Below are 23359 nucleotides of genomic sequence, written 5' to 3'. Positions count from 1 at the left end.
AGTAGCACGAGCAGCTTGGCACTTCCCTCGGGCAACCGGCTTCAGCGGTGGCTTTTCCCCACGTCGAAGGTGAAGGTCCGGCCGATCTGGGCGAGCCGCCCGCAGTACGAGTCGAGCAGGAACACCGACGGCGTGGAGATCGTCACGTAGACGCAGTAGTCGCGCGGCGCGGGGACGACCAACTGAAGTGAAGCCACCGGCAGGGTCGGGCGTACGACCTCGTCGGCTCCCGTGTCGTCCAGCACCCCGCTCTCGGTGACGAAGCTCGCGGGCAGGGTGAGCAGCCGCAGTGACGCCGACATCACGGCCGGGCCCGAGGGCAGTTTGACCGCCAGGAGCATGTCCTGTCGTCCCTGCACGCCCTTGCCCAGGTCGAAGTCCAGCTCCTGCGGCTCGCTCTCGTCGGCGAAGAACCTGTGGTGCTTGGACCGGTAGATGCCTTCGGCCGTCAGCAACCGGTCGTGGTGCCCGCTCGGCTTCACGGTGACCGCGAGCAGGCCCATCGAAAGTCGCTCCTCGCCACCGACGTCCTCAGTGCCCAGACACATCGCCGTCAGGTCGACGGTGTCGTCCCCGCCCGCGGAGAGTCCAGGGAGCGTGGCCCGCATCTGTTGCGTAGCCGAAGCCAACTGCTCGTCGTCGGCGTCCGGGACGAGTCGTTTGAGCGCCTCGTCCCAGCCCTCGACCGCCGCGGGGTCCGGCAGCCGCACGAATTCGTCGGGGACCGTGTACTGGAACGCGTAGGGGATCTGGCGGGCAGCGGCCGCGTCGATCGGTGAGCGGGTCATGCGGCGGTCCCGAAGTTGTCGGGCTGGAGGCCCTTGGTGAAGCTCTCGCCGGCCGACGTCAGCGTGGCGGTGCTGTCGAACCGGGGGCCCAGGGGACCCGGCGCCATCGCCTTAGGCTCGTTGTCCGGCGCCTCGTAGTCTACGAAACCGGCCCCGGGACCGACGACGGGTATGTCGGAGATGTTCCAGTCGCCGTCCAGCCATCGGCCCTCATTGGTGTTGGAGCCGAACGCGAAGCCCGCACCGGTCACGGTGCCGACGACGTCCAGGGTCTTGCCCGTGGCGACGTGCACCCAGCCCTTGCCGGCCGTCGCGAACCCGCGCATCGAGTTCGCCATGCCGCTGGGGATCTTCGCGATGTTGCCCCACCCGCCGGGGCCGATCCTGCCCAGGGTCGCCATGAGCCCCTGCGAAGCGCGCAGGGAGCGTCCGGACTGCACCAGCGCCCGTCCCGCCTGGGCCAGCTTCGCCCCGCCGAGGGAGGCACCGCCCGCGACCACGCCGAGGGCGTCCCAGGCCAGGGTCTGCCACGTGACGCCCTCCGCACCGCCGGCCATAGCGGCACCGTGGGCGGCCAGCGCACCGACGCCGACGATGAACCCGATCAGCCCGAGCGCCCCCACACCGGTGCCCAGCATCAGGGCGACCAGGCACACCACGCCGATGACCATGGCGATGTCGGCGAGGATGTCGCCGACGAGCTTCCAGAAGTTGGGGTCGCTGAGGACGTTCCAGGCGTCGGACAGGAATTCGGTGAAGCCGTCCACGAGGTCGTCGAACCAGCCGGGCTCGGGCGGGGCGTCGTCGGCGGCCTGCTTGACCGTGCGCGCCGTCGCGTCGGCCGCGATGACGTACTCCGCGTGCAGGGTGTGCGCCCGTCCTCGCACCGCCTCCAACTCGCCGTTCGCCGAGTCGTAGGCCGCTTTCTTGCCCTTCTTGTCCTTCTCGTGCTCTTCCTTCTCCTTTTCCGTCATCCCCGACGTGTCGTCGGGGAAGCCGTCCAGGCCCCCCTTGGCCGTACTGACCTTCCGGGCCGCGGCTGCCGCCTCCTCCTCCAGGGCACGGGCCCTCGACTGGAACCCGTCCAGACTGGTCTCCCAGTTGGACAGGGCCCGGTGGGCGGATCCGACCGAGTCGAGAGCCTTCTTGAGGTAGGGCGGGATCTTGTCGACGGACTTCGCGAAGGCGTCGGCGGCCTTGCCCGACCAGATACCGTCGGAGGTGCCGATCTTGCTGAGCTGTGTGTGCGCCGTGCCGCTCTCGCGGCTGACCCGGCCGATCGCGCCCACCATCAGCCGCACCGTCTCCAGATCTCCCGGAGCCGGATCGAATCCCAGATTGGGGTACTTGGACGAACCCACTTCTGTCCCCCTGTGTGTCCCTGTGTGTCGAACGCCTCCCACCGCGGGGAGCTTGCTTGGCCCAGTGATAGGAAGCTATCCGTGGGGCGAGTGGTTGCACCATCTCGCCGACCACACGGTAACGGCGCTCCGGCGCCGTACAACGACCCGGTCTCAGGAGGTTGGTCCGATGTTCCTGCAGCCCCAGCTCAGAGCACTGCTGCGGGACGGCTCCCAGGACGTCGAACGGCATGACGCCCGCAACCTGCAGCGCTCGTGGCGGAAGTTCGCCGCCTTCGCCTACGTCGCCGAGCAGTACGGGTACCGGTACGACGGGCTCTCCCCACTCTCTCCGAAAGGGAGCCCGAACCCGTACTTCGCCTTCCGCCGGCTGCCGGACGCACCAGAGCGGGCGGCGCGGAGCGCGCAGCACCACCCCGCCGCCCCGGCGGGCGGACCACTGCCCGGCATGCGCCCCGGGGGCAGCCGCTTGCGGCCACTGCCCGAGGTGCAGCAAGAGGTCGATCTCCTGCACGCCCGCATCATGGTCGACTACAGCCGCACCCATCGGCGGCGGGGGCTGACCGCTCTTCTTGTCCTCCTCGTGGCCATGCTCATTCCCCTGTCCCAGACCGGCTTCAGCGCCGAGTCGCTGCTCGTGTGCGGCGCCATCTGGCTGTTCTTCGCCGCACTGTGGCTGACGGGCCTCGTCATCGCGCGACGCCGGTACGCGAAATACAGTCGCGTACTCCGGGACTCCGGAGTCGACTGGCCCCCGGACCCCTCACTCGCCTAGCGCTGCGGAAAGCCGCGCGAGGTGCCTCGCCCGACGGAGCCGGGTCACGACGAGCCCGACGAAGTAGAGGAACAGGAACACCAGCCAGATGCCCAGGGCGACGATCACCCGTTCCACCGTGTACCCCGGAAAGAGGAGAAACACGGCCATGACCAGCGGAAGCAGCAGCACGTTGCTCAGTACGCGCGGACTGTAGCGACCGCTCGCGTCGACGACCATCCGCGAGTGGAGAAGGTCCACTTGAGGTCGCACCTCCGGAACCGGCGTGAGTCCGAGTCCCGGGCGCATTCCCGGCAGTGGGGTCCTGCCTCGACTATCACCATGGACCGCCTGAAGGGCGGCGACCCGCTCACGAGCATCGGGCATGCGCGCGAAAAGGAAGAACGGATTGTTCAGCGCCGCGGTACCGGGGGCGTGTCCGACATAGCGGTATCCGAAACCCTGGGCAACATACGCGAAGGCTGCGAATTTACTCAGACCGGGAAAATACGGTCTGACCGAGAACTCTTCCGCTTCCTCCGCGACCGCCTTCATCAGCTCGTTCAGGAGATGCCGCTCGTCCATGACTACCTCCTGCCTCGGCACGCACGGGGTAGCCCATCGTGGCATACGACGCCTCCGGCAACCGGCCTGCCCAGTCGGCGCGGAGAACCGCCGGGCGATGCCGCTCCGCAACGGCCCCCGGACCCGCCACCTACGGGCTGTATAGCGTTGGTTCGCAAGAGCGAGCACGGACGACAGCGAACCTGGGGAATCATGGGTGCCCTGTACATCGACTTCGAGATGCCGGAGAAGACGGAATCCGCCGAGGACGGTGCGTCTTCATGAGCCCTGGAAACCCGCACGACCTGCCACCCGACCCGCGGACCCTGGCCTGGTACGACCGGGCCGCGCTCCTCACCGCTCGGTCCGCCGCGGCAGACGTCCTGGCCCCGCGCAGTATGGCGCTGCGGAACATGCTGTGGTCCTGGCTGGCCACGGCGGTGGTTGCGGGAGGCTGGTGCTGCGCGTGGGTGGGGTTCGGCTGGTACCTCGACCTGGACGATCCCGAAGGAGCAGACCTGTTCGTGGCCGGCGTGTTCGTGATCGTCTCGCTCCTGGCAGCGGCAGCGGCCGCCGCCGTGTTCAGGCGCGTGGTACGGCGGGGCCGCGCCGCGCATCGGCTGCTGGAGGCGTGGACGGTGCTCGACCGCCTGCCTCCGGCCCGCGCGCTGCCGCCCGGCAACATCCCGCCGCCACTTGCCACGACATGGGACCTGATGCGCGCGGGGCAGCCCTGGAAGCACACCGTCCCCCTGGACGGACGCCGGTATCTGGTTTTCCTGTCCGGCAAGGCCCTCATGTGGATGATGGCGCCCGTCGCGCCGCTCATGGCCGGGGTCCTCCTGGTCCTGGTCGCCCTGACGGGCCTCGGCCAGGAGAATGGCGATGCCTACACTCAGGTGGCCGTGACAGGAGCGGGCGCCGCGATCGCCGCTGTCGGCCTCTGGGGCGTGGGCAAGGGGCTGCGGCACTACACGTGGGCGCTACGGGAAGCCCGGGCGAGAGTCTCGGAGGAGAAGACCTGGCCCGTCCCCACCTCCCGCTGATGCCGGGGCCCTCTTGACTCGACCGCGGCCAGTGCCCTGCAGCAGCGTGGCACGTGGATCGACGCCGTCGTGGCGTCCACGGCGCAGGCTAGGGCCAACTCGACCTGTGAGCCGTGCCGGAACGGCGGCGCCGTCGTCGCGGGGACCGGCCGGTGGCTGTCGTGGCGCATAGCCCGGGGACCGGGCCCGGGTCTTGCACGACCCCGAAGGAGAGGTACCCCCCGGTTGGAGCGCGCCGCACCCGCTGGGTGGATCTGGGCGGCGGTCGGCACGAACGTCGCCGTCACCGGAAGTGTGCTCCGCGCGGCCGTCCTTGATGTACGCGGGAACCGTCAGGCAGTCGCCCTCCGGTCCGGTGCACTGGGTGGCCGTCCTGTTCCGCGGTCACCGCAGGGGCCGCCGACCGTCGGTGCCCTTCCCGCGCCGGCGGTCGGCGGCCCCTCGGCGACGAGCGGCCCCGGGAACCGAGTTCCAAGGGCCGCTGAGCGCGGAGACGCGCACGCCTACCGGCGGCGAGTCACTTGCTCCGCGCCTGCTTCGCCAGTTCCTCGTCGATCTGCTCGAACTTGTCGGCGGCCGTGGTGAGGTAGTCGCCCATGCCGTCGAGGCCGTCGAGGGTGTCCTTGGCGCCGCGGGTGAACTCGTCGAAGTTGTCGTCGAAGGCCTTGGAGGAGGACTTCGTGACGTAGCCCGACTCGACCAGGTTCGCGATGTACTTGCGGAGGCCGTCGAGCTTCTCCTGAAGCTTTTCCTTCTCCTTCACGACATGTTTGGCGGCATCCCGCATGTCCTGATATGTGATGTCAAGGTCTTTGGCCATGAAGCCGCTTCCTCTCACAACGCCGCAGGGCCAACCCCCGTGGCTCCTTCGTTTGCGGACCGAACCGGCGCACCGGTCATGCCGGTCGCATGTCACGACCGGTGTGATCGTCCGCTCTTGAGGCAGCAGCTTACGGGGGAGGCCAGTGGTGTCACATCCCTGCGTTGCCAACGGGAACGTCCGGTCACCTCCCTGTTGCCCGACCGCGACACCCAGCGGATATCGTCGCCTGGACTGTGAGTCGTGGTGTGGAAGCGGCCGCAGGGGCTCGCCCGGGGAGGACAAGCGTGCGACTGACCCTGACCGTCGTCGATCCGTACGGCGGTAGCACCGCCGACGTCGTGCTCGACGCCGATCCCGAGTCCACCGTCGGGGACATCGCCGAGGAGTTGGCCAAGCAGGTCGGGGTCGCGGGGGCGCAGGTCATTCCGATCGGGCATCAGGGCCAGGCGGGTGCCGGCAGCGCACCGCTCGTCTATGTCGACGGGTACGCCGTCGATCCGTCCGCCACGGTCGTCGGGTCGCCGTTGCGCGAGGGTGCCGTCGTCAGTCTCCAGGATCCCTCGGGGTGTCTGCCCGGGGAGCCCACCGGGCTCGTGGAGTTGCGGGTCGTCGGCGGCCCCGGGGCCGGGTTCGTGCACCGGCTCGGGGTCGGGAAGTACGACATCGGGAGCGGACCGGCCGCGTACGTCCGCATCGAGGATCCCGAGGTCGACGCCCGCGCCCTCACCCTCTCCGTCGCCACCGACGGAACCTGCAGGGTCGCCGTGCACGGCGGCAAGGAGGGCGTCACCCTCGACGGGGAGTCCGTCAAGGAACGGGACGGGGACGACTGGCCGCTCGGGGGACAGATAGCGGTCGGGAACTCGCTCGTCGAGCTGGCCCGGTACGCGCCGCCCAACGCCGCGCTCAAGTGGTCCGAGGACGGGGTGGGACTGGACTACAACCGGCCGCCCCGGCTGCGTCCGCCCGAGCGGCAGACCAACTTCCGGCTGCCCTCGCCGCCCCGCGAGTACGAGGCGCGGCCGCTGCCCTGGCTGATGGCGTTGACTCCGCTCGTCGGCGCCGTGGTCGCCGTGGCGGTGTTCGGACGCTGGTACTACCTGATCATGGCGGGGCTCAGCCCGATCCTGCTGTTCGCCAACTACTTCAACGACAAGAAGCACGGGCGCAAGTCCCACGCCAAGCAGGTCAAGGAGTACGAGGAGCAGAAGGCGCGGATCGAGAAGGACGCGCAGGACGCGCTGGTCGCCGAGCGGGACGACCGGCGGCAGGCCATCCCCGACCCGGCGGTCGTCCTGTCCGTCGCGACCGGACCGCGGACGCGGCTCTGGGAGCGGCGGCGGACCGACCGTGATCACCTGTTGCTGCGGGTGGGGACCGGGCGGCTGCCGTCCGAGGTCGTGCTCGACGACCCCGAGCAGGACGACCACCGGCGCCAGGTCACCTGGAAGATCGAGGACGCGCCCGTCGCGCTGTCGCTGCGCGGCCTCGGCGTCGTCGGCATCGCCGGGCCCGGGGACTCGGCCAGGTCGCTGGGCCGGTGGGCCGTCGCGCAGACCGCCGCGCTGCACAGCCCGATGGACGTGCAGTTCTACGTGCTGAGCGAGAACTCCGCGCGGAGCGAGTGGGACTGGGTGCGGTGGCTGCCGCACTCCCGGCCCTCCGGCGGACAGGACGTCAACGTCCTGATCGGTACCGACGCCGAGACCGTCGGCGCCCGCATCGGCGAGCTGACGCAGATCCTCGACGCCCGCAAGAAGGCGGCCGAGCAGAAGGGCAGCGGCGCGCAGGGGTCCAGCTTCGCCGATCCGGACATCGTGGTGGTGTGGGACGGGTCGCGGCGGTTGCGGTCGTTGCCCGGCGTCGTACGACTGCTGCGCGAGGGGCCGGCCGTGTCGATGTTCGCCGTCTGCCTGGACGCCGAGGAGCGGTTTCTGCCGGGCGAGTGCCAGGCGTTCGTCGTGGCCGAGCCGAAGGCCGAGGAGAGCGGGGGGCAGCGGCAGGACGAGCCGCAGCCCGCCCGGCAGGCCGCCGGAGGCTTCCCGTCCTTCCAGGCGTGGCACACCAACGCCCCCGCCCAGCCCGAGCAGCGGGCTCGCGCCGAGAAACTGCGGCTTCGGGTCGAGGAGGCGGGGGTCGAGCGGATCACCGACGTGCGGCCCGACTTCGTCACGCCCTCCTGGTGCCTGCGGCTGGCACGGTCGCTGTCCGCGCTGCGCGACATCAGCGGCGAGACCGAGGACTCCGCGCTGCCCGGCGCCAGCCGGCTGCTCGACGTGCTCCAGCTGGAGCCGCCGACGGCCGAGGCGATCAGCGCGCGGTGGCGGATGGGCGGCCAGTCGACGATGGCCGTCATCGGCGAGTCGTACGACGGCCCCTTCGGCATCGACATGCGCAAGGACGGGCCGCACGGCCTCATCGCCGGTACCACCGGTTCCGGCAAGTCCGAGCTGCTGCAGACCATCGTGGCCGCCCTCGCCGTCGCGAACACGCCCGAGAACATGACCTTCGTCCTCGTCGACTACAAGGGCGGATCCGCGTTCAAGGACTGCGTGAAGCTGCCGCACACCGTCGGCATGGTGACCGACCTCGACGCGCACCTGGTGGAGCGCGCCCTGGAGTCGCTCGGAGCCGAGCTGAAGCGGCGCGAGCACATCCTCGCCGCCGCCGACGCCAAGGACATCGAGGACTACCAGGACCTCGTACGGCGCGACCCCTCGCATGCTCCCGTGCCCCGACTGCTCATCGTCATCGACGAGTTCGCCTCCATGGTGCGGGACCTGCCCGACTTCGTGACCGGGCTCGTCAACATCGCCCAGCGAGGGCGTTCGCTCGGCATCCACCTGCTGCTCGCCACCCAGCGGCCCAGCGGTGTGGTCTCCCCCGAGATCCGCGCCAACACCAACCTCCGCATCGCGCTGCGCGTGACCGACGGCGGCGAGTCGTCCGACGTCATCGACTCGCCCGAGGCCGGGCACATCTCCAAGAACACCCCCGGCCGCGCCTACGTCCGCCTCGGTCACTCCTCCCTCGTCCCGTTCCAGTCGGGGCGGGTCGGTGGCCGTCGGCCCGGCGCCGCCGATCCCGCCGCCCTCGCGCCCTGGGTCGGGCCGCTGGGCTGGGAGGACCTGGGCCGGGCGGCGCTGACCAGGCCGAAGACGGAGTCCCGCGAGGACGACGAGATCACCGACCTCAAGGTGCTCGTGGACGCGGTGCGCGACGCCAACCGGTCCATGGGCATTCCCGCCCAGCACAGCCCCTGGCTGCCGGCCCTCGACGAGATGCTGCTGCTGGACGAGATCGAGGTCCCCGCTCTCGCCGGCGCCGCCCCGGGCAAGCTGCCGCCCGCCCCGTACGGCATCGAGGACCTGCCCTCCGACCAGGCCCGCCGCCCGGTCGTCGTGGACTTCGCGAGCTTCGGGCACCTGATGATCGGCGGCGCTCCGCGCAGCGGTCGTTCCCAGGTGCTGCGCACCATCGCGGGTTCGCTGGCCCGCACCCACTCGACCGCCGACGTACACCTGTACGGCATCGACTGCGGCAACGGCGCGCTCAACGCGCTGACCCGGCTGCCGCACTGTGGCGCGGTCGTGGGCCGCAACCAGACCGAGCGGGTCGTGCGGCTCGTCAACCGGCTCAAGGGCGAGCTGTCACGCCGTCAGGACCTGCTGGCGGACGCCGGGTTCGCGGACATCGGCGAGCAGCGCGCCTCGGTGGCGGAGGGAGAACGGCTGCCGCACATCGTCGTGCTCCTGGACCGTTGGGAGGGCTGGGTGCCCACCCTCGGCGAGGTCGACCACGGGTCGCTGACCGACGAGCTGCAGACCATGATGCGCGAGGGTGCCAGCGTCGGCATCCACCTGATCCTCACTGGTGACCGCACCCTGCTCGTGGGCCGTATCGCGACCCTCACCGAGGACAAGTACGGCCTGCGGCTGGCCGACCGCAGCGACTTCGCCTCGCTCGGCATCCCGGCGCGCAAGGTGCCCGAGGAGATCCCGCCGGGCCGCGCCTTCCGCAACGAGGCCGGTACGGAGACGCAGTTCGCGCTGCTCTCCGAGGACACCACCGGCCAGGGGCAGGCCGCCGCGATCGGCGCGATCGGCGAGGCCGCCACCGCGCGCGACGCCGGCGTTCCGCGCGCCCGGCGGCCGTTCCGCGTCGACAGCCTGCCCAGCCGGATCTCCTTCCCCGAGGCCTGGGAGATGCGTGACCCGGAGGCGTCCCGCTCCAAGCTGTGGGCGCTGATCGGCATCGGCGGCGACGAGATCGTCGGCTTCGGCCCCGACCTCGCCGACGGCGTGCCGTCCTTCGTCATCGCCGGGCCGGCCAAGTCGGGCCGCTCCACGGTGCTGATGAACGTCGCCCAGTCGCTCCTCGCCCAGGGCACCCGCCTGGTCGTGGCGGCCCCCCGCCAGTCGCCGGTGCGTCAACTGGACGGCGCGGAGGGCGTGCTGAAGGTCTTCACCGGGGACGACATCGACGAGGACGAGTTCGAGGAGCTGATCGACGGGGCGAGCCCGGAGGAGCCCATCGCCGTCCTCGTCGACGACGGCGAGATCCTCGAGGACTGCGACGCCGAGAGCCAGATGAAGAAGATCGTCTCCCGGGGTGCCGAACGCGGCCTCGCCCTCGTCATCGCCGGTGACGAGGAGGACGTGTGCAGCGGCTTCTCCGGCTGGCAGGTCGACGCCAAGAAGGCCCGCCGCGGCATCCTGCTCTCCCCGCAGGAGTCCTCCAGCGGCGACCTCATCGGGCTGCGCATCTCGCGCCAGATGGTCGGCGGCCAGGTCACACCGGGCAAGGGCATGCTGCACCTCGGCGACGGGGAGTTGCGGACGGTCGTGGTGCCGGGGTGAGTGGCCGGGGTTCCGCCCGGCCCAGGCGGCGACGGGCGGCAGGGCCCGCCCTGCGGTACGAGCACCGGCGCGACGGGCGTTCGTCCCTACGTCGGTCCGACTCCCGGCGTCGGGGCCGGGGCGGGCTCTTCGGCTGCCTGGGGGCCGTCGGGTTCCTTGCCGCGTTCCTCGCCCTCCTGCTGCCGCTGGTCTTCGTCGACATGCGATGGGGTCACCGGGTGTGGGGCGCCCTGGCACCCGCCTGGCCGGGCGGCGGGTACGCCTTCGGCGCCACCCTGGGGGCGCTCCTGCCGCTGACGTTCACCGCCCTCGTGGCGCCGCTGACCCGCATGAAGTGGCGCGCGAGCAGACCTCGTTCACTCGCCTGGGCCGTCGCCGGACTGCCCGGGCTCGTGGCCGGCTGGCTGGTGGCGGGCCTGATCGGAGCGACCTGGCGGCCCAGGAGCCGCCGCGACTGGGACGGGGTCTGCCACCGCGAGGGCGGCGCCTGCTGGGTGCACGAGGAGTTCCCGTACCTGTGGGCCGTCGGGCTGGCGGCCGCCGTGGTCGTGACGGCCGTACTGGTCGCATGTCTCTGGCGCTACGTCCTGCGGGAGGAGTCCGCGCCGGCCGGCACCGCTCGCGGCCCCTCTACTTGATCTTCGACAGCCGTGCCCTCGGGTGCCCCGACTCCTCGCTCCTCGACGCGTAGTCGAGGTCGTCGCCGACCGGGTGAAGGTGACGGTGGTGGGCGCGGGGTTGCAGCCGTCGTGGTTGCCCTCGGCGCCGACGGAATCGGCGACGATCTGCTTCTTCGTGACCTTCTTGAGGGCGATCACGTCCACGCGGACGCCGCCCAGCGCGTCGGTCTGGCGGAGTCTGCCCAGCTCCTCGCCGACATCGGCCTGCTCGATGGTGATGCGGAAGGTGCCCAGCGGCAGCTTGCCGTTCAGAGCGGCGGCCCGGCCCTGTCAGGTGCCGACGTAACGCCCGGGCAGGGTGCCGGCGGTGGCGGCGGGCGGCTCGTGGGAGCCGTCGTCGCCGCCCGCGTTGTTCGCGTCGCCGCCCGAGCCCGGCAGCAGGTCCAGGACGAACACCGACCCGACCGTCACCGCCGCCGGCGCGCCCGCCACCGCGAGCGCCACCGTGCAGCTGAGCCGTCGGCCCCGTCCGCCGGCACCCTGCGTGGAGGTCGCCGCGACGGAGAGGGCGAGGCTGCCCGGAGGGTGCGACGGGCCCGGGCCGGCGCCGGGTTCCGGATCCCTCGGGCCGGGGACGGAGGAAGGCGCAGGCGCGGGTACGGGCGACGCCGTGGAAGGCGCAGGCGCGGGTACGGGCGACGCCGTGGAAGGCGGCGCGGGCGTCGGCATCGGGGGCGGGGGCGGCATCGGGGGCGGGGTCGGGGGAGCCCGGGGCATCGGGACCCGTGGGCTTCAGCCGCCCGTCGGTCACGGCGCGCGGCGGGGCCGGGGCGGATGCGTCCCCGGGACCGGAGGGCTGCGGAACGGGGGCAGACGCCTCCCGGGGTCCGAAGGGCGCGGTCCCCGCGGCCGTCGGTACCTTCGGCCCCCGCCGGTGCGGCCGCACGGCGCCGCCTCTCCCCCGTACGTCGGCCGGTGTCTGCCAGCAGGGTAGTGGGCCGCGCGGGCCGGGTGCCCGGGCGTGTCAGGGCCGGAGCAGCTCGACCTTCACGTCCGCCGGGAAGCCGGTGGTGGGGCCGACGCGGCGGGCGAACTCGGTGACCGCCTCCAGCTGCGGGCCGCCGAAGCGGAAGTCGAGCGTGGTGAAGTACTTCGCGAGGGTGTCCTCGTCGAAGGCCTCCCAGCGGGCGGCCTGCTCCGCGACCTTCTCCACCTCGTCCAGGGAGAGGTCCCGGGAGGCGAGGAAGGCCTCGTGCACCTTGCGGGCGATGACCGGCTCGCGCTCCACGTAGTCCCGCCGGGCCGCCCAGACCGCGAAGACGAACGGCAGGCCCGTCCACTCCTTCCACAGGGCGCCCAGGTCGTGCACGTCGAGGCCGTAGCGCGGGCCGTCGATCATGTTGGCACGCAGGGCCGCGTCCCCGATGAGGACGGCCGCGTCGGCCTCCTGCATCATCAGGCTCAGGTCCGGCGGGCAGGTGTAGTAGTCCGGCTGCACGCCGAACCGTTCCGCCAGGAGGAGCTGGGCCAGCCGTACGGAGGTGCGCGAGGTCGAGCCCAGGGCGACCCGGGCACCGTCGAGGCGGTCCAGCGGGACCTGCGAGACGATCACGCAGGACATCACCGGGCCGTCGCAGCCGACGGCGATGTCGGGGAGCGCTACGAGGTCGTCGGCGTTCTTCAGGAATTCGACCAGGGTGACGGGACCGATGTCGAGATCACCGCGCACCAGCTGCTCGCTGAGCTTCTCCGGGGTGTCCTTCGTCAGCTCGAAGTCGAGAAGCGTGCCTGTTCTCGCGAGCCCCCAGTAGAGGGGCAGGCAGTTCAGGAACTGGATGTGGCCGACGCGCGGCCGGGTGCGAGAATTGTCCACATCGCGAGGCTAGCCCTCCCCCCGGATCCGCCGGTCGCCGACCCCCGGCGTCAGCCGAACGGCGCAGGGGTTCAAACGTTCGGGTGAAGTGATCTTGACCTCTGTTGCGCGGGGGCCCCTGCGTGCTAGGCTCACAGCAAGTTGCAGTTTGGTTTCCCTTGCAGTACAGAGCCTGCGGAGCATGTGACCGCGGGCTCTCGTCGTTCCTAGACGTATGCAGTTGTGCGGCATTCACAGTCTTCACACTTGCTGGTTCTGGAGCAGGGCAACCCTTTGGGCCCAAGGAGGGCTTATGGCTACCGGAACCGTGAAGTGGTTCAACGCCGAAAAGGGCTTTGGTTTCATCGCCCAGGAAGGCGGCGGCCCCGACGTCTTCGTCCACTACTCCGCGATCAACGCGACCGGCTTCCGGTCCCTCGAGGAGAACCAGCAGGTGTCCTTCGACGTCACGCAGGGCCCCAAGGGCCCGCAGGCGGAGAATGTCACTCCTGTCTGATTGACAGCAGTACCCAAGGAGCCCCGCGCCGTTTTCGGTGACGGGGCTCCTGCCCTTTCTGAATTCTCCGTGAATTCCCGCCGGAACCGGGCTGTCAACGGCGGTGTCAGGGGCTGTGTCCGTGGCTGTCGGAGGCTGCCACTAGGGTCCGCCCATGACCATCGACCCCGCCTTCGTCGCCACCACCCGGACCTTCTACGACGCCGTCGCCGAGGACTACCACGCCCGCTTCCGCACCGTGCTCGACGACGCCCCGCTGGACCGGGCGCTGCTGGGCGCCTTCGCCGAGCTGGTGGGACCCGAGGGGCAGGTGGCCGACCTCGGCTGCGGCCCCGGGCCGGTCACCGCGCACCTCGCCTCGCTGGGCCTCAGGGTCTTCGGCCTCGACCTGTCCGCGTCGATGCTCGCGATCGCGCGCCGGGAGAATCCGGGGCTGCGGTTCGAGCAGGGGTCCATGCTGGAGCTGGACCTGCCCGACGGCGCGCTCGCGGGGGCCGTCTCCTGGTACTCGTCGATCCACACTCCGTGGGAGCGGCTGCCCGACCTCTTCGCGGAGATGGGGCGCGTGCTGGCCCCGGGCGGGCACCTGCTGCTCGGCTTCCAGGTCGGCGACGAGCCCCTCCACCACGACCGTCCCTGGGGGCATCCGGTCGCCCTCGGTTTCGAACGGCGGCAGCCCGAGCCGATGGCTCGGCTGCTGGAGCAGGCCGGCTTCACCGTGCTGTCCCGGACGGTGCGCGTCCAGGAGGCGGGCACGTCCTCGCAGGTCCCGCAGGCCTGCCTCATCGCCCGCCGCTGATCCCCCGGCCGTCCTGCCCCTCGTACAGCCCCTCCACCGCCCGCGCGAAGTCCCGCATGATCACGTCGCGGCGCAGCTTCAAGGAGGGGGTCAGATGGCCCTCCCACTCGGTGAAGTCCCGGGGCAGGATCGCGAAGCGGCGGATGGACTCCGGGCGGGAGACCAGCTTGTTGGCCTCGTCGACCGCGCGCTGGAGGACGGCGTGGACCTCCTCGTCGTCCACCAGCAGCTCCGGCGGCACCGGGTACTTGCCGTTCATGCGGCGCCAGTGGGTGAGGCCGTCGAGGTCGAGGGTGAACAGGGCGGAGACGTAGGGGCGGCGGTCGCCCAGCACGATGCACTGGGAGATCAGGGGGTGGGCGCGCAGCCAGTTCTCCAGCGGGGCCGGGGCGACGCTCTTGCCGCCCGCGGTGATCAGCAGCTCCTTCTTGCGGCCGGTGATCGTCAGGTACCCCTCGTCGTCCAGGCTGCCGATGTCACCGGTGGCGAACCAGCCGTCGGGGGCGGCCGGGACGACGCCGCCCGCCTGCGGGTCCCAGTAGCCGTGCAGGACCTGCTCGCCGGCGACGAGGATCTCGCCGTCGGCGGCGATGCGGACGCGGGTGCCGGGCAGGGGCCAGCCGACGGTGCCCAGACGCGGTTTGAGCGGCGGGGTGACGGTGGCCGCGGCCGTGGTCTCGGTGAGGCCGTAGCCCTCGAAGATCTCGATGCCGGCCCCGGCGTAGAAGGCGGCCAGGCGGCGGCCGAGCGGGGAGCCGCCGCAGATGGCGTACTTGACCCGGCCGCCCATGGCGCCCCGGATCTTCCGGTAGACGAGGGGGTCGTAGAAGGAGCGGGAGGTCTTCAGGCCGCGGCCGGGACCGCCGCCGGTGCCGGTCTGGCGGGCCTCCTTGGCCTCGCCGTAGCGCACCGCCACCGAGACGGCGCGGTCGAAGACCGTGGCCCGGCCGCCGGACTCGGCCTTGGCGCGGGCGCTGTTGAAGACCTTCTCCAGCATGTACGGGATGGTCAGCAGGCAGGTCGGGCGGAAGGCCGCCAGGTCGGGCAGCAGGTCCTCCGGCTTCAGACTCGGCGCGTGGCCGAGGCGGACCCGGGCGCGGACGCAGGCCACGGCGACCATGCGGCCGAAGACATGGGACATCGGCAGGAAGAGCAGGATCGAGGGCTCCTCGCCGGTCTCCGCCTTGAAGACGGGGTAGAGCAGCTCGATCGCGTTGTCGACCTCGGCGAAGAAGTTGCCGTGGGTGAGCGCGCAGCCCTTCGGTCGGCCGGTCGTCCCCGAGGTGTAGATCAGGGTGGCCAGGGTGCTCGGGCTCAGCATGCCGCGGCACACCTCCACCTCCGCGTCCGGCACCCGCGCGCCCAGCTCCGCGAGCCGCTCCACGTGCCCCTTCTCCATGACCCACAGGTGCCCCAGGTCGGGGATGCGGTCCAGCTCGGGGCCGAGGGCGGCGGCCTGCGCGGTCGTCTCGGTGACCAGGGTGACGGCGCCGGAGTCCTGGAGGATCCAGCGGGTCTGGAAGAGCGAGGAGGTCGGGTAGATCGGGACGGTGACCAGGCCGGCCGCCCACGCGGCGAAGTCCAGCAGCGTCCACTCGTACGTCGTCCGCGCCATGATCGCGATGCGGTCGCCCGGTGTCAGGCCCTCGGCGATCAGGCCCTTGGCCACCGCCAGCACCTGCCCGGCGAACTCGGCCGCCGTCACGTCGGACCAGGCACCGTCCGGCGAGCGGCGGCTGAGGACCACCTGGCCCGGGACCGCCGCCGCGTTGTCGAAGGGCAGGTCGGCGAGGGACCCGCGGCGCACCGGGGGTGCGAAGGGCGGTACGTACGCCTCCCGTACGGCCCCGTCCAGCATCCGCGTCTCGGGCGCCACCAGGGTGGGGCCCGGCGAGTCGGCGTAGGCGGCGGACGCGGCGAAGGAGGGAAGCGGGGTGGACACGGGCGGCTCCTGGGACGTGCGGCAAAGACACTGCTTCTGCTTCTGCGGTCGCTGCTCCTGCAGTCACTGCTTCTGCGGTCGCCGCTCTGCTGCATGACGTACGTGCCTCGCGCGCCGAGGCGTTCATCGCCGGTCCCGCGGACAAGGGTTACCGACGGTCAGTTCCGGGATCGTACGGTGCGCACGTGGGGGCTTGGTGCGCGTTTCACGATCTTCCCGCGCCGGGCGTGTGCAGTGTTGGGGGATACCTGAGCGTAAGTCACGTTCGTTCCAGTATCGCCGTCACGCCCTGACCGCCCGCCGCGCAGACGGATATCAGGCCGCGTCCCGGTCCCTCCCGTTCGGCGAGCAGCGTGGCCAGGGTCGCCACGATCCGGGCGCCGGTGGCGGCGAAGGGGTGGCCGGTGGCGAGGGAGGAGCCCGCCACGTTCAGGCGGGCCCGGTCCACCGGCTCCAGGCCCCGCTTCTCCCAGGCGGCCAGCGTGGCCAGCACCTGGGACGCGAACGCCTCGTGGATCTCGACCAGGTCGAAGTTCCCGATCCCGAGCCCGGACCGCTCCAGCATCCGCGGGACCGCGTACGCCGGGGCCATCAGCAGCCCGTCCTCCCCGCCGGCCACGTCCCCGCCGGCGAAGTCCACGGCGGCCGTCTCGTATGCCGTGAGGTACGCGAGGGGTTCGATGCCCCGGGCCTCGGCCCACTCCTCGCTCGCGAGCAGCACCGTCGCGGCGCCGTCCGTCAGGGGCGTGGAGTTGCCCGCCGTCATGGTGGGGCCGGGGGCGTCGAGGCCGAACACCGGCTTGAGCGCGGCCAGTTTCTCCACCGTCGAGCCGGGGCGCAGGTTCTGGTCGCGGGCCAGCCCCCGGAAGGGGATCACCAGATCCTGGAAGAGGCCGCGTTCGTAGGCGGCCGCCAGCCGTTGGTGGCTCGTGGCGGCCAACGCGTCCTGTGCCTCACGGGAGATGCCCCAGGCGCGTGCGGTGACCGCGGCGTGCTCGCCCATCGACAGGCCAGTGCGCGGCTCGGCGTTGCGCGGGATGTCGGGGACCAGGTGGCCCGGGCGGATCTTGGTCAGCGCCTTCAGCCTGCCACCGGCGGACTTGGCCCGGCGGGCCTCCAGGAGAATGCGGCGCAGGCGGTCGTTGACGCCGAGCGGGGCGTCGCTCGCGGTGTCGGCGCCGCCCGCGATCGCCGACTCGGTCTGGCCGAGGGCGATCTTGTTGGCGGCGGCGATCACGGCCTGGAGGCCGGTGCCGCAGGCCTGCTGGATGTCGTAGGCGGGGGTGCGCGGGTCGAGGGCCGAGCCGAGGACCGTCTCGCGGGCGAGGTTGAAGTCGCGGCTGTGCTTGAGGACCGCGCCGGCCACGAACTCGCCGACCGCGCCCGGCTCCTGGAGTCCGTACCGCTCGACCAGGCCGTTCAGGGCCGCGGTCAGCATCTCCTGGTTGGAGGCGGTGGCGTACGGTCCGTCGGAGCGGGCGAAGGGAACACGTGCTCCGCCGAGGACCGCGACGCGGCGCGTGGGCTGCGCTGCCAGAGGGCTCATCTCGACCTGCTCCTCACCCGTGACATAGGATTACCTCCGGTAACCTTACTCCAGAGTAAGCAGTAGTGGGCGGCGCGAGCCCGACCGCCGGCCCCTGGACACTCCCCCACGCTCGAACACACTCGCGCGGGGGACCCCCATCAGCCGCCTGGGAGACAGACATGGCCGACCGCTATCTCAGCTTCACCGGCACCGCACCGGGCCGGTTCCTCACCCGCCGGCTGGGACTGCCGCAGCCCGCTCCGCTGCGGCGGGACGCGCTCGACGGCGGCCTGCTCCACCTCACGGCGGGCACGTCGGACCTCGCCCTCGCGCCGGTCCTGGCCCGCACGGGCCTCGGCGTCGAGGACGACGGCCGCCCCGCCGCCGTCGTCCTCGACGCCACCGGCGTACGGGACGTCGACGCCCTCGCCGAGGTGCACGCCGCCCTCCATCCCGTCGTACGGTCCGTCGCCACGAGCGGCCGCGTCGTCGTGCTCGGCGCCCCGATCGACGCCGCCGACCACCACCAGGCCGCCGTGCAGCAGGCGTTGGAGGGATTCACCCGCTCGCTCGGCAAGGAGATCGGGCGGGGCAGGACGGTCAACCTGGTCCGTCTCACCGACGCGGCGCCCGCCGAGTCCACCTTGCGCTTCCTCCTCTCCCCCGCCTCCGCCTACGTCAGCGGCCAGGTGATCGAGGTCGGCACGTCCGGCGCGGGCCCGGAACCGGACGACTGGGACCTGCCGCTCGCCGGGCGCACCGCCCTGGTCACCGGCGCCGCCCGGGGCATCGGCGCCGCGGTCGCCGAGACGCTGGCCGGGCAGGGCGCGCAGGTCGTCGTCCTCGACGTACCGCAGGCCGAGGAGGCGGCACGCCGGGCCGCCGAACGCCTCGGCGGCACCGCCCTCGCGCTGGACATCACGGCCGCGGACGCGGGTGAGCGCATCGCCGCCGCACTGCCCGGCGGACTCGACGTCCTCATCCACAACGCGGGCATCACCCGCGACCGGCGCCTGGTCAACATGCCCGCCGAACGCTGGAGTTCCGTGCTCGACGTCAACCTCGCGAGCGTCCTGCGCACCACGGACGCGCTGCTCACGGCGGGCGCCGTCAACCGGGGCGGCCGGATCGTGGCGACGGCCTCCATCGCCGGGCTCGCGGGCAACTCCGGCCAGACCAACTACGGCGCGAGCAAGGCGGGCATCGTCGGCCTGGTCCGCTCCCTCGCACCGCGCGCGCTCGCCGGGCACGGCGTGACGGTGAACGCGGTGGCACCCGGGTTCATCGAGACCAGGATGACGGCGGCGGTCCCGCTCCTCATCCGCGAGGCCGGCCGCCGCATGAACTCCCTCGCCCAGGGCGGCCTGCCCGCCGACGTCGCCGAGACCACCGCGTGGCTCGCCCACCCGGCCTCCGGCGCGGTCAACGGCCAGGTCGTACGGGTCTGCGGCCAGAGCCTGCTGGGGGCCTGATGACCACCGCGGCCCCGGCCACCAGCACCCTGACCGGCCTCCCCGCCCTCGCCCCGCTCCTCGCGCGCGGCGCCCTCCTGTCCCCGCTGAAGCGCCCCCGCCCCGGCGCGGACTTCCCCCGCACCCGGCTGGTGCTGCCCGGCCTGCGCGTGAACCTCGCGCGGCTGGCGGCCTACGAACGGGTGTGCGGGTTCGCGACCGGCGCGGACGCGCTTGCGCCGACGTATCCGCACGTGCTGGGCTTCCCCCTCGCCATGCGCCTGATGAGCGGCCGGGACTTCCCGCTGCCCCTGCTCGGGCTCGTCCACACCTCGATCGGCATCACCCGGCGGACCGCGATGCCCGCGACGGCGGAGTACGAACTCACCGTGTACGTCCAGGGGCTGGCCCCGCACCGGCGCGGCACCGAGGCGTCGGTGGTCACGGAGCTGCGGGACGGATCGGACGTCGTATGGGAGTCACGCAGCACGTACCTGGCCCGGCACCGGACCACCACGGCTGCCGCCGCCCACCCGTCCGAGGCATCGTCCGAGGCCGCTCCCGGCCCGCGTGCGCCGCTGCCCGCCCGCGCCGAGTGGCGGCTCGCCGGTGACGTCGGACGCCGCTACGGCGCCGCGTCCGGGGACCGCAACCCGATCCATCTGCACCCGGTCACCGCCCGCCTCTTCGGCTTTCCCCGGGCCATCGCGCACGGCATGTGGACCGTGGCCCGCTGCCTCGCCGAGCACGGGACGCCGGACGCGGCCGTGGTGCGGGCGGAGTTCCGGGCCCCGGTGCTGCTGCCGGGGACGGTGACGTACGGCGCCGAGGGTGACGGGGGCGGTGGCGCGGGCGGCCGGTTCGAACTGCGCGGCGCCCGCGACGGGCGGCTGCATCTGTCCGGCGAGGTCGGGCCCTACCCCGCCGCCTGAGTCACGGGCTCGGCATCCGGGTCCGGCACCGGCTCGGATTCCTCCGGCGGGGACCAGGGCCGTCCGGTCATCAGGTCGCCCAGGCCGGCCCAGGCGAAGTTCATCAGGGTCGCCGCCGCCTGCTTGGCGGTGACGCCCTCGGTGGCGCCCGCCCAGTCGGCGAGCGACTCGGCGGCGCCGACCAGCGCCTCGGCCAGGCCGGCGACCTCGCCCTCGGGCAGATGCGGGTCCCGGTGCGCGTCCCGCGCCGCGGCGGCGATCAGCTGCGTCACGAACGCGACGATCTCCTCGCGCATCGCCGCGACCTCGGCGGCGAACCGCTCGCCGTGCGTACGGGCGTGCAGGTGCAGCACCCGCCAGGCGTCCGGATGCCGCGCGGTGTGGGTGAAGAACGCCCGCAGTCCCGACCAGAGTTGCCCGTCGGCCGGCAGCCCCGGACGCACGCCGGCCCGCACCGCCTCGGTGAGGGCGCGGGCCTCGCGGCTGATGCAGGCGCTGAAGAGGTCGTCCTTCGAGTTCAGGTACAGGTACACCAACGGCTTGGACACGCCCGCCAGTTCGGCGATCTCGTCCATCGAGGCCGCCATGTACCCGCGGCGACCGAAGACGCTCACGGCGGCGTCCAGCATCTGCTGCTCACGGACCGCACGCGGCATCCGCTTGGTCTTCCCTGCACCCATGCCCATCAGCGTACGGTCCGTGCCGCGGCGGCCGGGACGTCGTCGCCCCGGCAGGACGGCCGGCTGCGAACCGGAACCGGCTCAGGCATCTGCCCGTCCCGCTCCGGCTCGCGGTCGGCGAGGCCGGGGCAGCGGCCTGCGCCCCGCCGGCCGAGCGGTCCCGCGCACGGACCGGGACGCTCACCGGCGCGCAAGCCCGGCCGCCGATGCCCGTGGCCGAACCGGCCGCAGGCACGCGGAGGGCACCGGCGCGGACGCACCCGGGAAAACGCGGCAGGACCAGGGCCCGTCGGTATCCACGGACGGCTCGGCGCGGACCACGGAGGCCTCCGGGGCCGTGGTCCGGGGCTCCGGTCAGCACTCGACCTCGAATGCGAGTGCGTCGTAGCGACGCTCCGCGAGCTGCTCCCGGGTCCCGGAGACGAAGGTGATGTGCTCCCCGTCGAACACCGTGCTCTCCGGTATGGACAAGAACAACACGTTCCCGCGGTCTTCCACGGGGTTGTGCCAGGCCGGGGAGAAACCGCCGAGCTGGATGTCGTGGCCCCAGCGCACGTCGAGGACCGCCTGCACCGCTTCGATCAGCTGCTCCACGAGGCGGGCCCGCCCGGGGTCCCCCTCGGCGTAGTCGACGGCCTCCGCCACCTGCCAACGGCCGCGAGCGCCGGGGCAGGTGAGTCCGGGCACCGGGTAGAGCGGGAACGCCGGGTGGGGCTTCGGGGCGTCCGGCTCCGCCGTGCGCGGCCGGCGCTCGACGGTCTCGGCCCCCGCCGGCACGTGGAAGACGAAGCCTTCGTCGAGATCCGTGACGTCGGCGAGGACCACCACGTGGCCGTCGGCGGGGAAGTCGACGTCGAGGACGCCGGTGGGTACGGCGGCGCAGTCGACGGTCACCACGTGCGGTACGTACGCGGGCACGTCCACACCCGCCGGCAGACGGGCGGTCCCCGCCGCCTGCGCGGCCGGACGGGCGTTCTCCCGCAGCTCCCGGGGCAGTTGGTCGTAGGGGCAGAGGTAGACGCAGGGGCGCAGGAGACGGACGTACGCCTCCGTCACCGGCTCGGGTATGCCGAGGGCCCGCCCGGCGTCGCGGACGGCTTCTCGTGCGGTCGCAATCATGTGAGTCACCGTGCCATGGCCGACTGACAACGCGGTGGTGCCGTCGTCACGGGTGGGCGTCCGCGGCCGGCGCCGCAGGCCGACCGGACGGCCGCGACCGCGGCCTCGCGACGGGGAGGTCTCCGGGAAGGGCCCTGCCGGGCAGGCTGCGGGACGGCCGAGACTCGGCTGCCGGAGGCATGCGGCCGGTGCGCACGTCCTGCGTGCACCGGCCCCCGTCCGGGCCGGGGACGCTCTCGCGTCCGGGACCGACACGGGCGTCCCGCACCGGAAGTGCGGGGGGGGGGCGGCGGTTCGTTCGGGCCGGGTCGGGCGGCGACCGGAGGCGAGATCGCAAAGGCGCCCCGCACCAGGTGTACGGGGCGCCATCTGTTCTGTCAGTCAGCGGTCACGCCGCGGCCGGCAAAGCCTGTCGTTCCCCTGCGTCAACGGGTTCCGAGGCCACGTTGTTGAACTTGTCCCGGTCGAGGATGCCCTCACGCGCCGACACGATCAACGGTGCTACAACTTGGCCGGCGACGTTCGTGGCCGTCCGCATCATGTCCAGGATCGGGTCGATGGCGAGCAGGAGACCGACGCCCTCCATGGGCAGGCCCAGAGTGGAAAGGGTCAGGGTGAGCATGACCGTGGCGCCGGTGAGGCCGGCCGTGGCGGCGGAGCCGACCACCGAGACGAAGGCGATCAGCAGGTAGTCGCCGACCCCGAGGTCGATGCCGAAGATCTGCGCGACGAAGATCGCGGCGATCGCCGGGTAGACCGCGGCGCAGCCGTCCATCTTGGTCGTCGCACCGAACGGCACGGCGAAGGACGCGTACTCCTTCGGGACGCCGAGGCGCTCGGTGACCTTCTGGGTGAGCGGCATGGTGCCGACCGAGGAGCGGGAGACGAAGGCCAGTTGGATGGCGGGCCAGGCGCCCTTGAAGAACTGGAGCGGGCTGGCCTTGGCGACGGTGGCGAGCAGCGTCGGGTAGACCACGAACATCACGACGGCGCAGCCGACGTAGATGTCGGCGGTGAAGGTGGCGTACTTGCCGATGAGGTCCCAGCCGTAGGTGGCGATGGCCTTGCCGATGAGGCCGACGGTGCCGAGCGGGGCGAGGCGGATGACCCACCACAGGGCCTTCTGGAGGAGTTCGAGGACGGACTCGCTCAGGGTGAGGATCGGCTGGGCCTTCTCGCCGAGCTGGAGGGCGGCGATGCCGGCGACGGCGGCCATGAAGACGATCTGCAGGACGTTCAGCTCGGTGAACGGCGTGATGACGTCGGTCGGCACGATGCCGGTCAGGAAGTCGATCCAGGACCCGGTGTGCTCGGGCTTGGCGCCGTCGGCCGGGGTGAGGCCGGTGCCGGCACCGGGGTTGGTGACCAGTCCGATGACGAGGCCGATGGCCACCGCGATGAGCGACGTGATCATGAACCAGAGGAGGGTGCGGGACGCCAGGCGGGCCGCGTTGTTGACCTTCCGCAGGTTGGTGATCGAGACGAGGATCGCGAAGAAGACCAGCGGGGCGACGGCCAGCTTCAGCAGGCCGATGAAGGTGTCACCGACCTTCTCCAGGGTGGTGACCAGCCACGACACGTCCTGGCTGCGGGCCAGCCAGCCCAGCAGGACGCCGAGGACGAGACCGGTGAGTATCTGGGCCCAGAAGGGCACCTTGAGGTACTTCGTGAAGGAAGACGGCGAAGACACGGACATGCTCCGTAGGGGGACGGGACGCGGGATG

19 protein-coding genes are annotated in these 23359 nt (G+C 72.1%); 8 read left to right on the top strand and 11 right to left on the bottom strand.

The genetic code is table 11. The annotated features are described in order from the left end of the window. Nucleotides 1-41: 41 nt before the first annotated feature. Together AB0P07_RS00555 and AB0P07_RS00550 are read right to left on the bottom strand one after the other, a co-directional pair. The gene (locus AB0P07_RS00555) at nucleotides 42-788 is read right to left on the bottom strand and encodes a hypothetical protein (RefSeq protein WP_365543106.1); all 747 of its coding nucleotides are present in this window, start codon (nucleotides 786-788) and stop codon (nucleotides 42-44) included. After that, nucleotides 785-2149 carry a putative T7SS-secreted protein gene (locus tag AB0P07_RS00550; RefSeq protein WP_365543103.1) on the bottom strand — a complete coding sequence of 455 codons (1365 nt, stop codon included), beginning with the start codon at nucleotides 2147-2149 and terminating at the stop codon, nucleotides 785-787. The genes AB0P07_RS00555 and AB0P07_RS00550 overlap by 4 nt, the downstream gene beginning before the upstream one ends. Before the next feature lie 169 nt (nucleotides 2150-2318). Between AB0P07_RS00550 and AB0P07_RS00545 the strand changes: the two genes are divergently transcribed. After that, on the top strand, nucleotides 2319-2924 hold the full coding sequence (locus AB0P07_RS00545; RefSeq protein WP_365543100.1) for a hypothetical protein: 606 nt from the start codon (nucleotides 2319-2321) through the stop codon (nucleotides 2922-2924). On the opposite strand, the gene AB0P07_RS00540 is transcribed toward AB0P07_RS00545, so the two are convergent. Next, nucleotides 2913-3488: a hypothetical protein gene (locus tag AB0P07_RS00540; RefSeq protein ID WP_365543097.1), complete on the bottom strand. Its 576-nt coding sequence runs from the start codon at nucleotides 3486-3488 to the stop codon at nucleotides 2913-2915. The genes AB0P07_RS00545 and AB0P07_RS00540 overlap by 12 nt on opposite strands. 260 nt (nucleotides 3489-3748) lie before the next feature. Between AB0P07_RS00540 and AB0P07_RS00535 the strand changes: the two genes are divergently transcribed. Beyond that, nucleotides 3749-4513, top strand: a complete 765-nt coding sequence (locus tag AB0P07_RS00535; RefSeq protein ID WP_365543094.1) for a hypothetical protein — start codon at nucleotides 3749-3751, stop codon at nucleotides 4511-4513. A 517-nt stretch (nucleotides 4514-5030) separates the two neighbouring features. On the opposite strand, the gene AB0P07_RS00530 is transcribed toward AB0P07_RS00535, so the two are convergent. After that, nucleotides 5031-5333, bottom strand: coding sequence for a WXG100 family type VII secretion target (locus AB0P07_RS00530; protein ID WP_030145321.1), 303 nt, complete (start codon nucleotides 5331-5333; stop codon nucleotides 5031-5033). A 287-nt stretch (nucleotides 5334-5620) separates the two neighbouring features. Between AB0P07_RS00530 and AB0P07_RS00525 the strand changes: the two genes are divergently transcribed. Both AB0P07_RS00525 and AB0P07_RS00520 read left to right on the top strand, forming a co-directional pair. Continuing rightward, nucleotides 5621-10195, top strand: a complete 4575-nt coding sequence (locus AB0P07_RS00525; protein WP_365543092.1) for an FtsK/SpoIIIE domain-containing protein — start codon at nucleotides 5621-5623, stop codon at nucleotides 10193-10195. After that, nucleotides 10192-10833, top strand: a complete 642-nt coding sequence (locus AB0P07_RS00520; RefSeq protein WP_365543089.1) for a hypothetical protein — start codon at nucleotides 10192-10194, stop codon at nucleotides 10831-10833. The genes AB0P07_RS00525 and AB0P07_RS00520 overlap by 4 nt, the downstream gene beginning before the upstream one ends. Nucleotides 10834-11145: 312 nt before the next feature. Here the strand turns inward: AB0P07_RS00520 and AB0P07_RS00515 are convergent, their stop codons facing one another. Together AB0P07_RS00515 and AB0P07_RS00510 are read right to left on the bottom strand one after the other, a co-directional pair. After that, the gene (locus tag AB0P07_RS00515; RefSeq protein ID WP_365543087.1) at nucleotides 11146-11307 is read right to left on the bottom strand and encodes a hypothetical protein; all 162 of its coding nucleotides are present in this window, start codon (nucleotides 11305-11307) and stop codon (nucleotides 11146-11148) included. 532 nt (nucleotides 11308-11839) lie between these two features. After that, on the bottom strand, nucleotides 11840-12688 hold the full coding sequence (locus AB0P07_RS00510; RefSeq protein ID WP_102929603.1) for a menaquinone biosynthetic enzyme MqnA/MqnD family protein: 849 nt from the start codon (nucleotides 12686-12688) through the stop codon (nucleotides 11840-11842). 292 nt (nucleotides 12689-12980) lie between these two features. On the opposite strand from AB0P07_RS00510, the gene AB0P07_RS00505 reads away from it, so the two are divergent. Together AB0P07_RS00505 and AB0P07_RS00500 are read left to right on the top strand one after the other, a co-directional pair. Continuing rightward, nucleotides 12981-13184 (top strand): cold-shock protein, encoded by a 204-nt coding sequence (locus AB0P07_RS00505; RefSeq protein ID WP_004984723.1) that lies wholly within the window; start codon nucleotides 12981-12983, stop codon nucleotides 13182-13184. 154 nt (nucleotides 13185-13338) lie between these two features. Beyond that, nucleotides 13339-13983 (top strand): methyltransferase domain-containing protein, encoded by a 645-nt coding sequence (locus AB0P07_RS00500; protein WP_365543084.1) that lies wholly within the window; start codon nucleotides 13339-13341, stop codon nucleotides 13981-13983. On the opposite strand, the gene AB0P07_RS00495 is transcribed toward AB0P07_RS00500, so the two are convergent. Next, nucleotides 13967-15925: an AMP-binding protein gene (locus AB0P07_RS00495; protein WP_365543081.1), complete on the bottom strand. Its 1959-nt coding sequence runs from the start codon at nucleotides 15923-15925 to the stop codon at nucleotides 13967-13969. The two genes, AB0P07_RS00500 and AB0P07_RS00495, sit on opposite strands and share 17 nt — an antisense overlap. Nucleotides 15926-16184: 259 nt before the next feature. After that, nucleotides 16185-17471, bottom strand: coding sequence for an acetyl-CoA C-acetyltransferase (locus AB0P07_RS00490; RefSeq protein ID WP_365543079.1), 1287 nt, complete (start codon nucleotides 17469-17471; stop codon nucleotides 16185-16187). A gap of 161 nt (nucleotides 17472-17632) precedes the next feature. Between AB0P07_RS00490 and AB0P07_RS00485 the strand changes: the two genes are divergently transcribed. Together AB0P07_RS00485 and AB0P07_RS00480 are read left to right on the top strand one after the other, a co-directional pair. Further along, nucleotides 17633-18925 (top strand): 3-oxoacyl-ACP reductase, encoded by a 1293-nt coding sequence (locus tag AB0P07_RS00485; RefSeq protein ID WP_365543076.1) that lies wholly within the window; start codon nucleotides 17633-17635, stop codon nucleotides 18923-18925. Further along, complete coding sequence (locus AB0P07_RS00480) at nucleotides 18925-19836, top strand: MaoC/PaaZ C-terminal domain-containing protein (protein WP_365543073.1); 912 nt, start codon at nucleotides 18925-18927, stop codon at nucleotides 19834-19836. The genes AB0P07_RS00485 and AB0P07_RS00480 overlap by 1 nt, the downstream gene beginning before the upstream one ends. Here the strand turns inward: AB0P07_RS00480 and AB0P07_RS00475 are convergent. The 3 genes from AB0P07_RS00475 to AB0P07_RS00465 all read right to left on the bottom strand — a co-directional run bounded on the left by AB0P07_RS00475 (nucleotide 19821) and on the right by AB0P07_RS00465 (nucleotide 23331). Further along, entirely contained in the window at nucleotides 19821-20516 is a 696-nt protein-coding gene (locus tag AB0P07_RS00475; protein WP_365543070.1) for a TetR/AcrR family transcriptional regulator, read from the bottom strand. The two genes, AB0P07_RS00480 and AB0P07_RS00475, sit on opposite strands and share 16 nt — an antisense overlap. A 354-nt stretch (nucleotides 20517-20870) precedes the next feature. Next, entirely contained in the window at nucleotides 20871-21635 is a 765-nt protein-coding gene (locus AB0P07_RS00470; protein WP_365543067.1) for a hypothetical protein, read from the bottom strand. Nucleotides 21636-22023: 388 nt separating this feature from the next. Further along, entirely contained in the window at nucleotides 22024-23331 is a 1308-nt protein-coding gene (locus tag AB0P07_RS00465) for a dicarboxylate/amino acid:cation symporter (RefSeq protein WP_365543064.1), read from the bottom strand. Nucleotides 23332-23359: the final 28 nt, after the last annotated feature.

It is taken from the genome of Streptomyces sp. NPDC085944 (assembly GCF_040686295.1).
GTDB classification, from domain to species: domain Bacteria; phylum Actinomycetota; class Actinomycetes; order Streptomycetales; family Streptomycetaceae; genus Streptomyces; species Streptomyces salinarius.
Note: the sequence above shows the minus strand (reverse complement) of the source record. Positions and strands in the feature narration are given on the sequence as shown.

Bases quoted from the DNA above. Each gene is read 5' to 3' on its own strand.
- AB0P07_RS00490 (WP_365543079.1), bottom strand. From the start codon at position 17,471: ATGAGCCCTCTGGCAGCGCAGCCCACGCGCCGCGTCGCGGTCCTCGGC.
- AB0P07_RS00480 (WP_365543073.1), top strand. From the start codon at position 18,925: ATGACCACCGCGGCCCCGGCCACCAGCACCCTGACCGGCCTCCCCGCC.
- AB0P07_RS00470 (WP_365543067.1), bottom strand. From the start codon at position 21,635: ATGATTGCGACCGCACGAGAAGCCGTCCGCGACGCCGGGCGGGCCCTC.
- AB0P07_RS00540 (WP_365543097.1), bottom strand. From the start codon at position 3,488: ATGGACGAGCGGCATCTCCTGAACGAGCTGATGAAGGCGGTCGCGGAG.
- AB0P07_RS00465 (WP_365543064.1), bottom strand. From the start codon at position 23,331: ATGTCCGTGTCTTCGCCGTCTTCCTTCACGAAGTACCTCAAGGTGCCC.
- AB0P07_RS00475 (WP_365543070.1), bottom strand. From the start codon at position 20,516: ATGGGTGCAGGGAAGACCAAGCGGATGCCGCGTGCGGTCCGTGAGCAG.
- AB0P07_RS00505 (WP_004984723.1), top strand. From the start codon at position 12,981: ATGGCTACCGGAACCGTGAAGTGGTTCAACGCCGAAAAGGGCTTTGGT.
- AB0P07_RS00500 (WP_365543084.1), top strand. From the start codon at position 13,339: ATGACCATCGACCCCGCCTTCGTCGCCACCACCCGGACCTTCTACGAC.
- AB0P07_RS00555 (WP_365543106.1), bottom strand. From the start codon at position 788: ATGACCCGCTCACCGATCGACGCGGCCGCTGCCCGCCAGATCCCCTAC.
- AB0P07_RS00535 (WP_365543094.1), top strand. From the start codon at position 3,749: ATGAGCCCTGGAAACCCGCACGACCTGCCACCCGACCCGCGGACCCTG.
- AB0P07_RS00545 (WP_365543100.1), top strand. From the start codon at position 2,319: ATGTTCCTGCAGCCCCAGCTCAGAGCACTGCTGCGGGACGGCTCCCAG.
- AB0P07_RS00485 (WP_365543076.1), top strand. From the start codon at position 17,633: ATGGCCGACCGCTATCTCAGCTTCACCGGCACCGCACCGGGCCGGTTC.
- AB0P07_RS00530 (WP_030145321.1), bottom strand. From the start codon at position 5,333: ATGGCCAAAGACCTTGACATCACATATCAGGACATGCGGGATGCCGCC.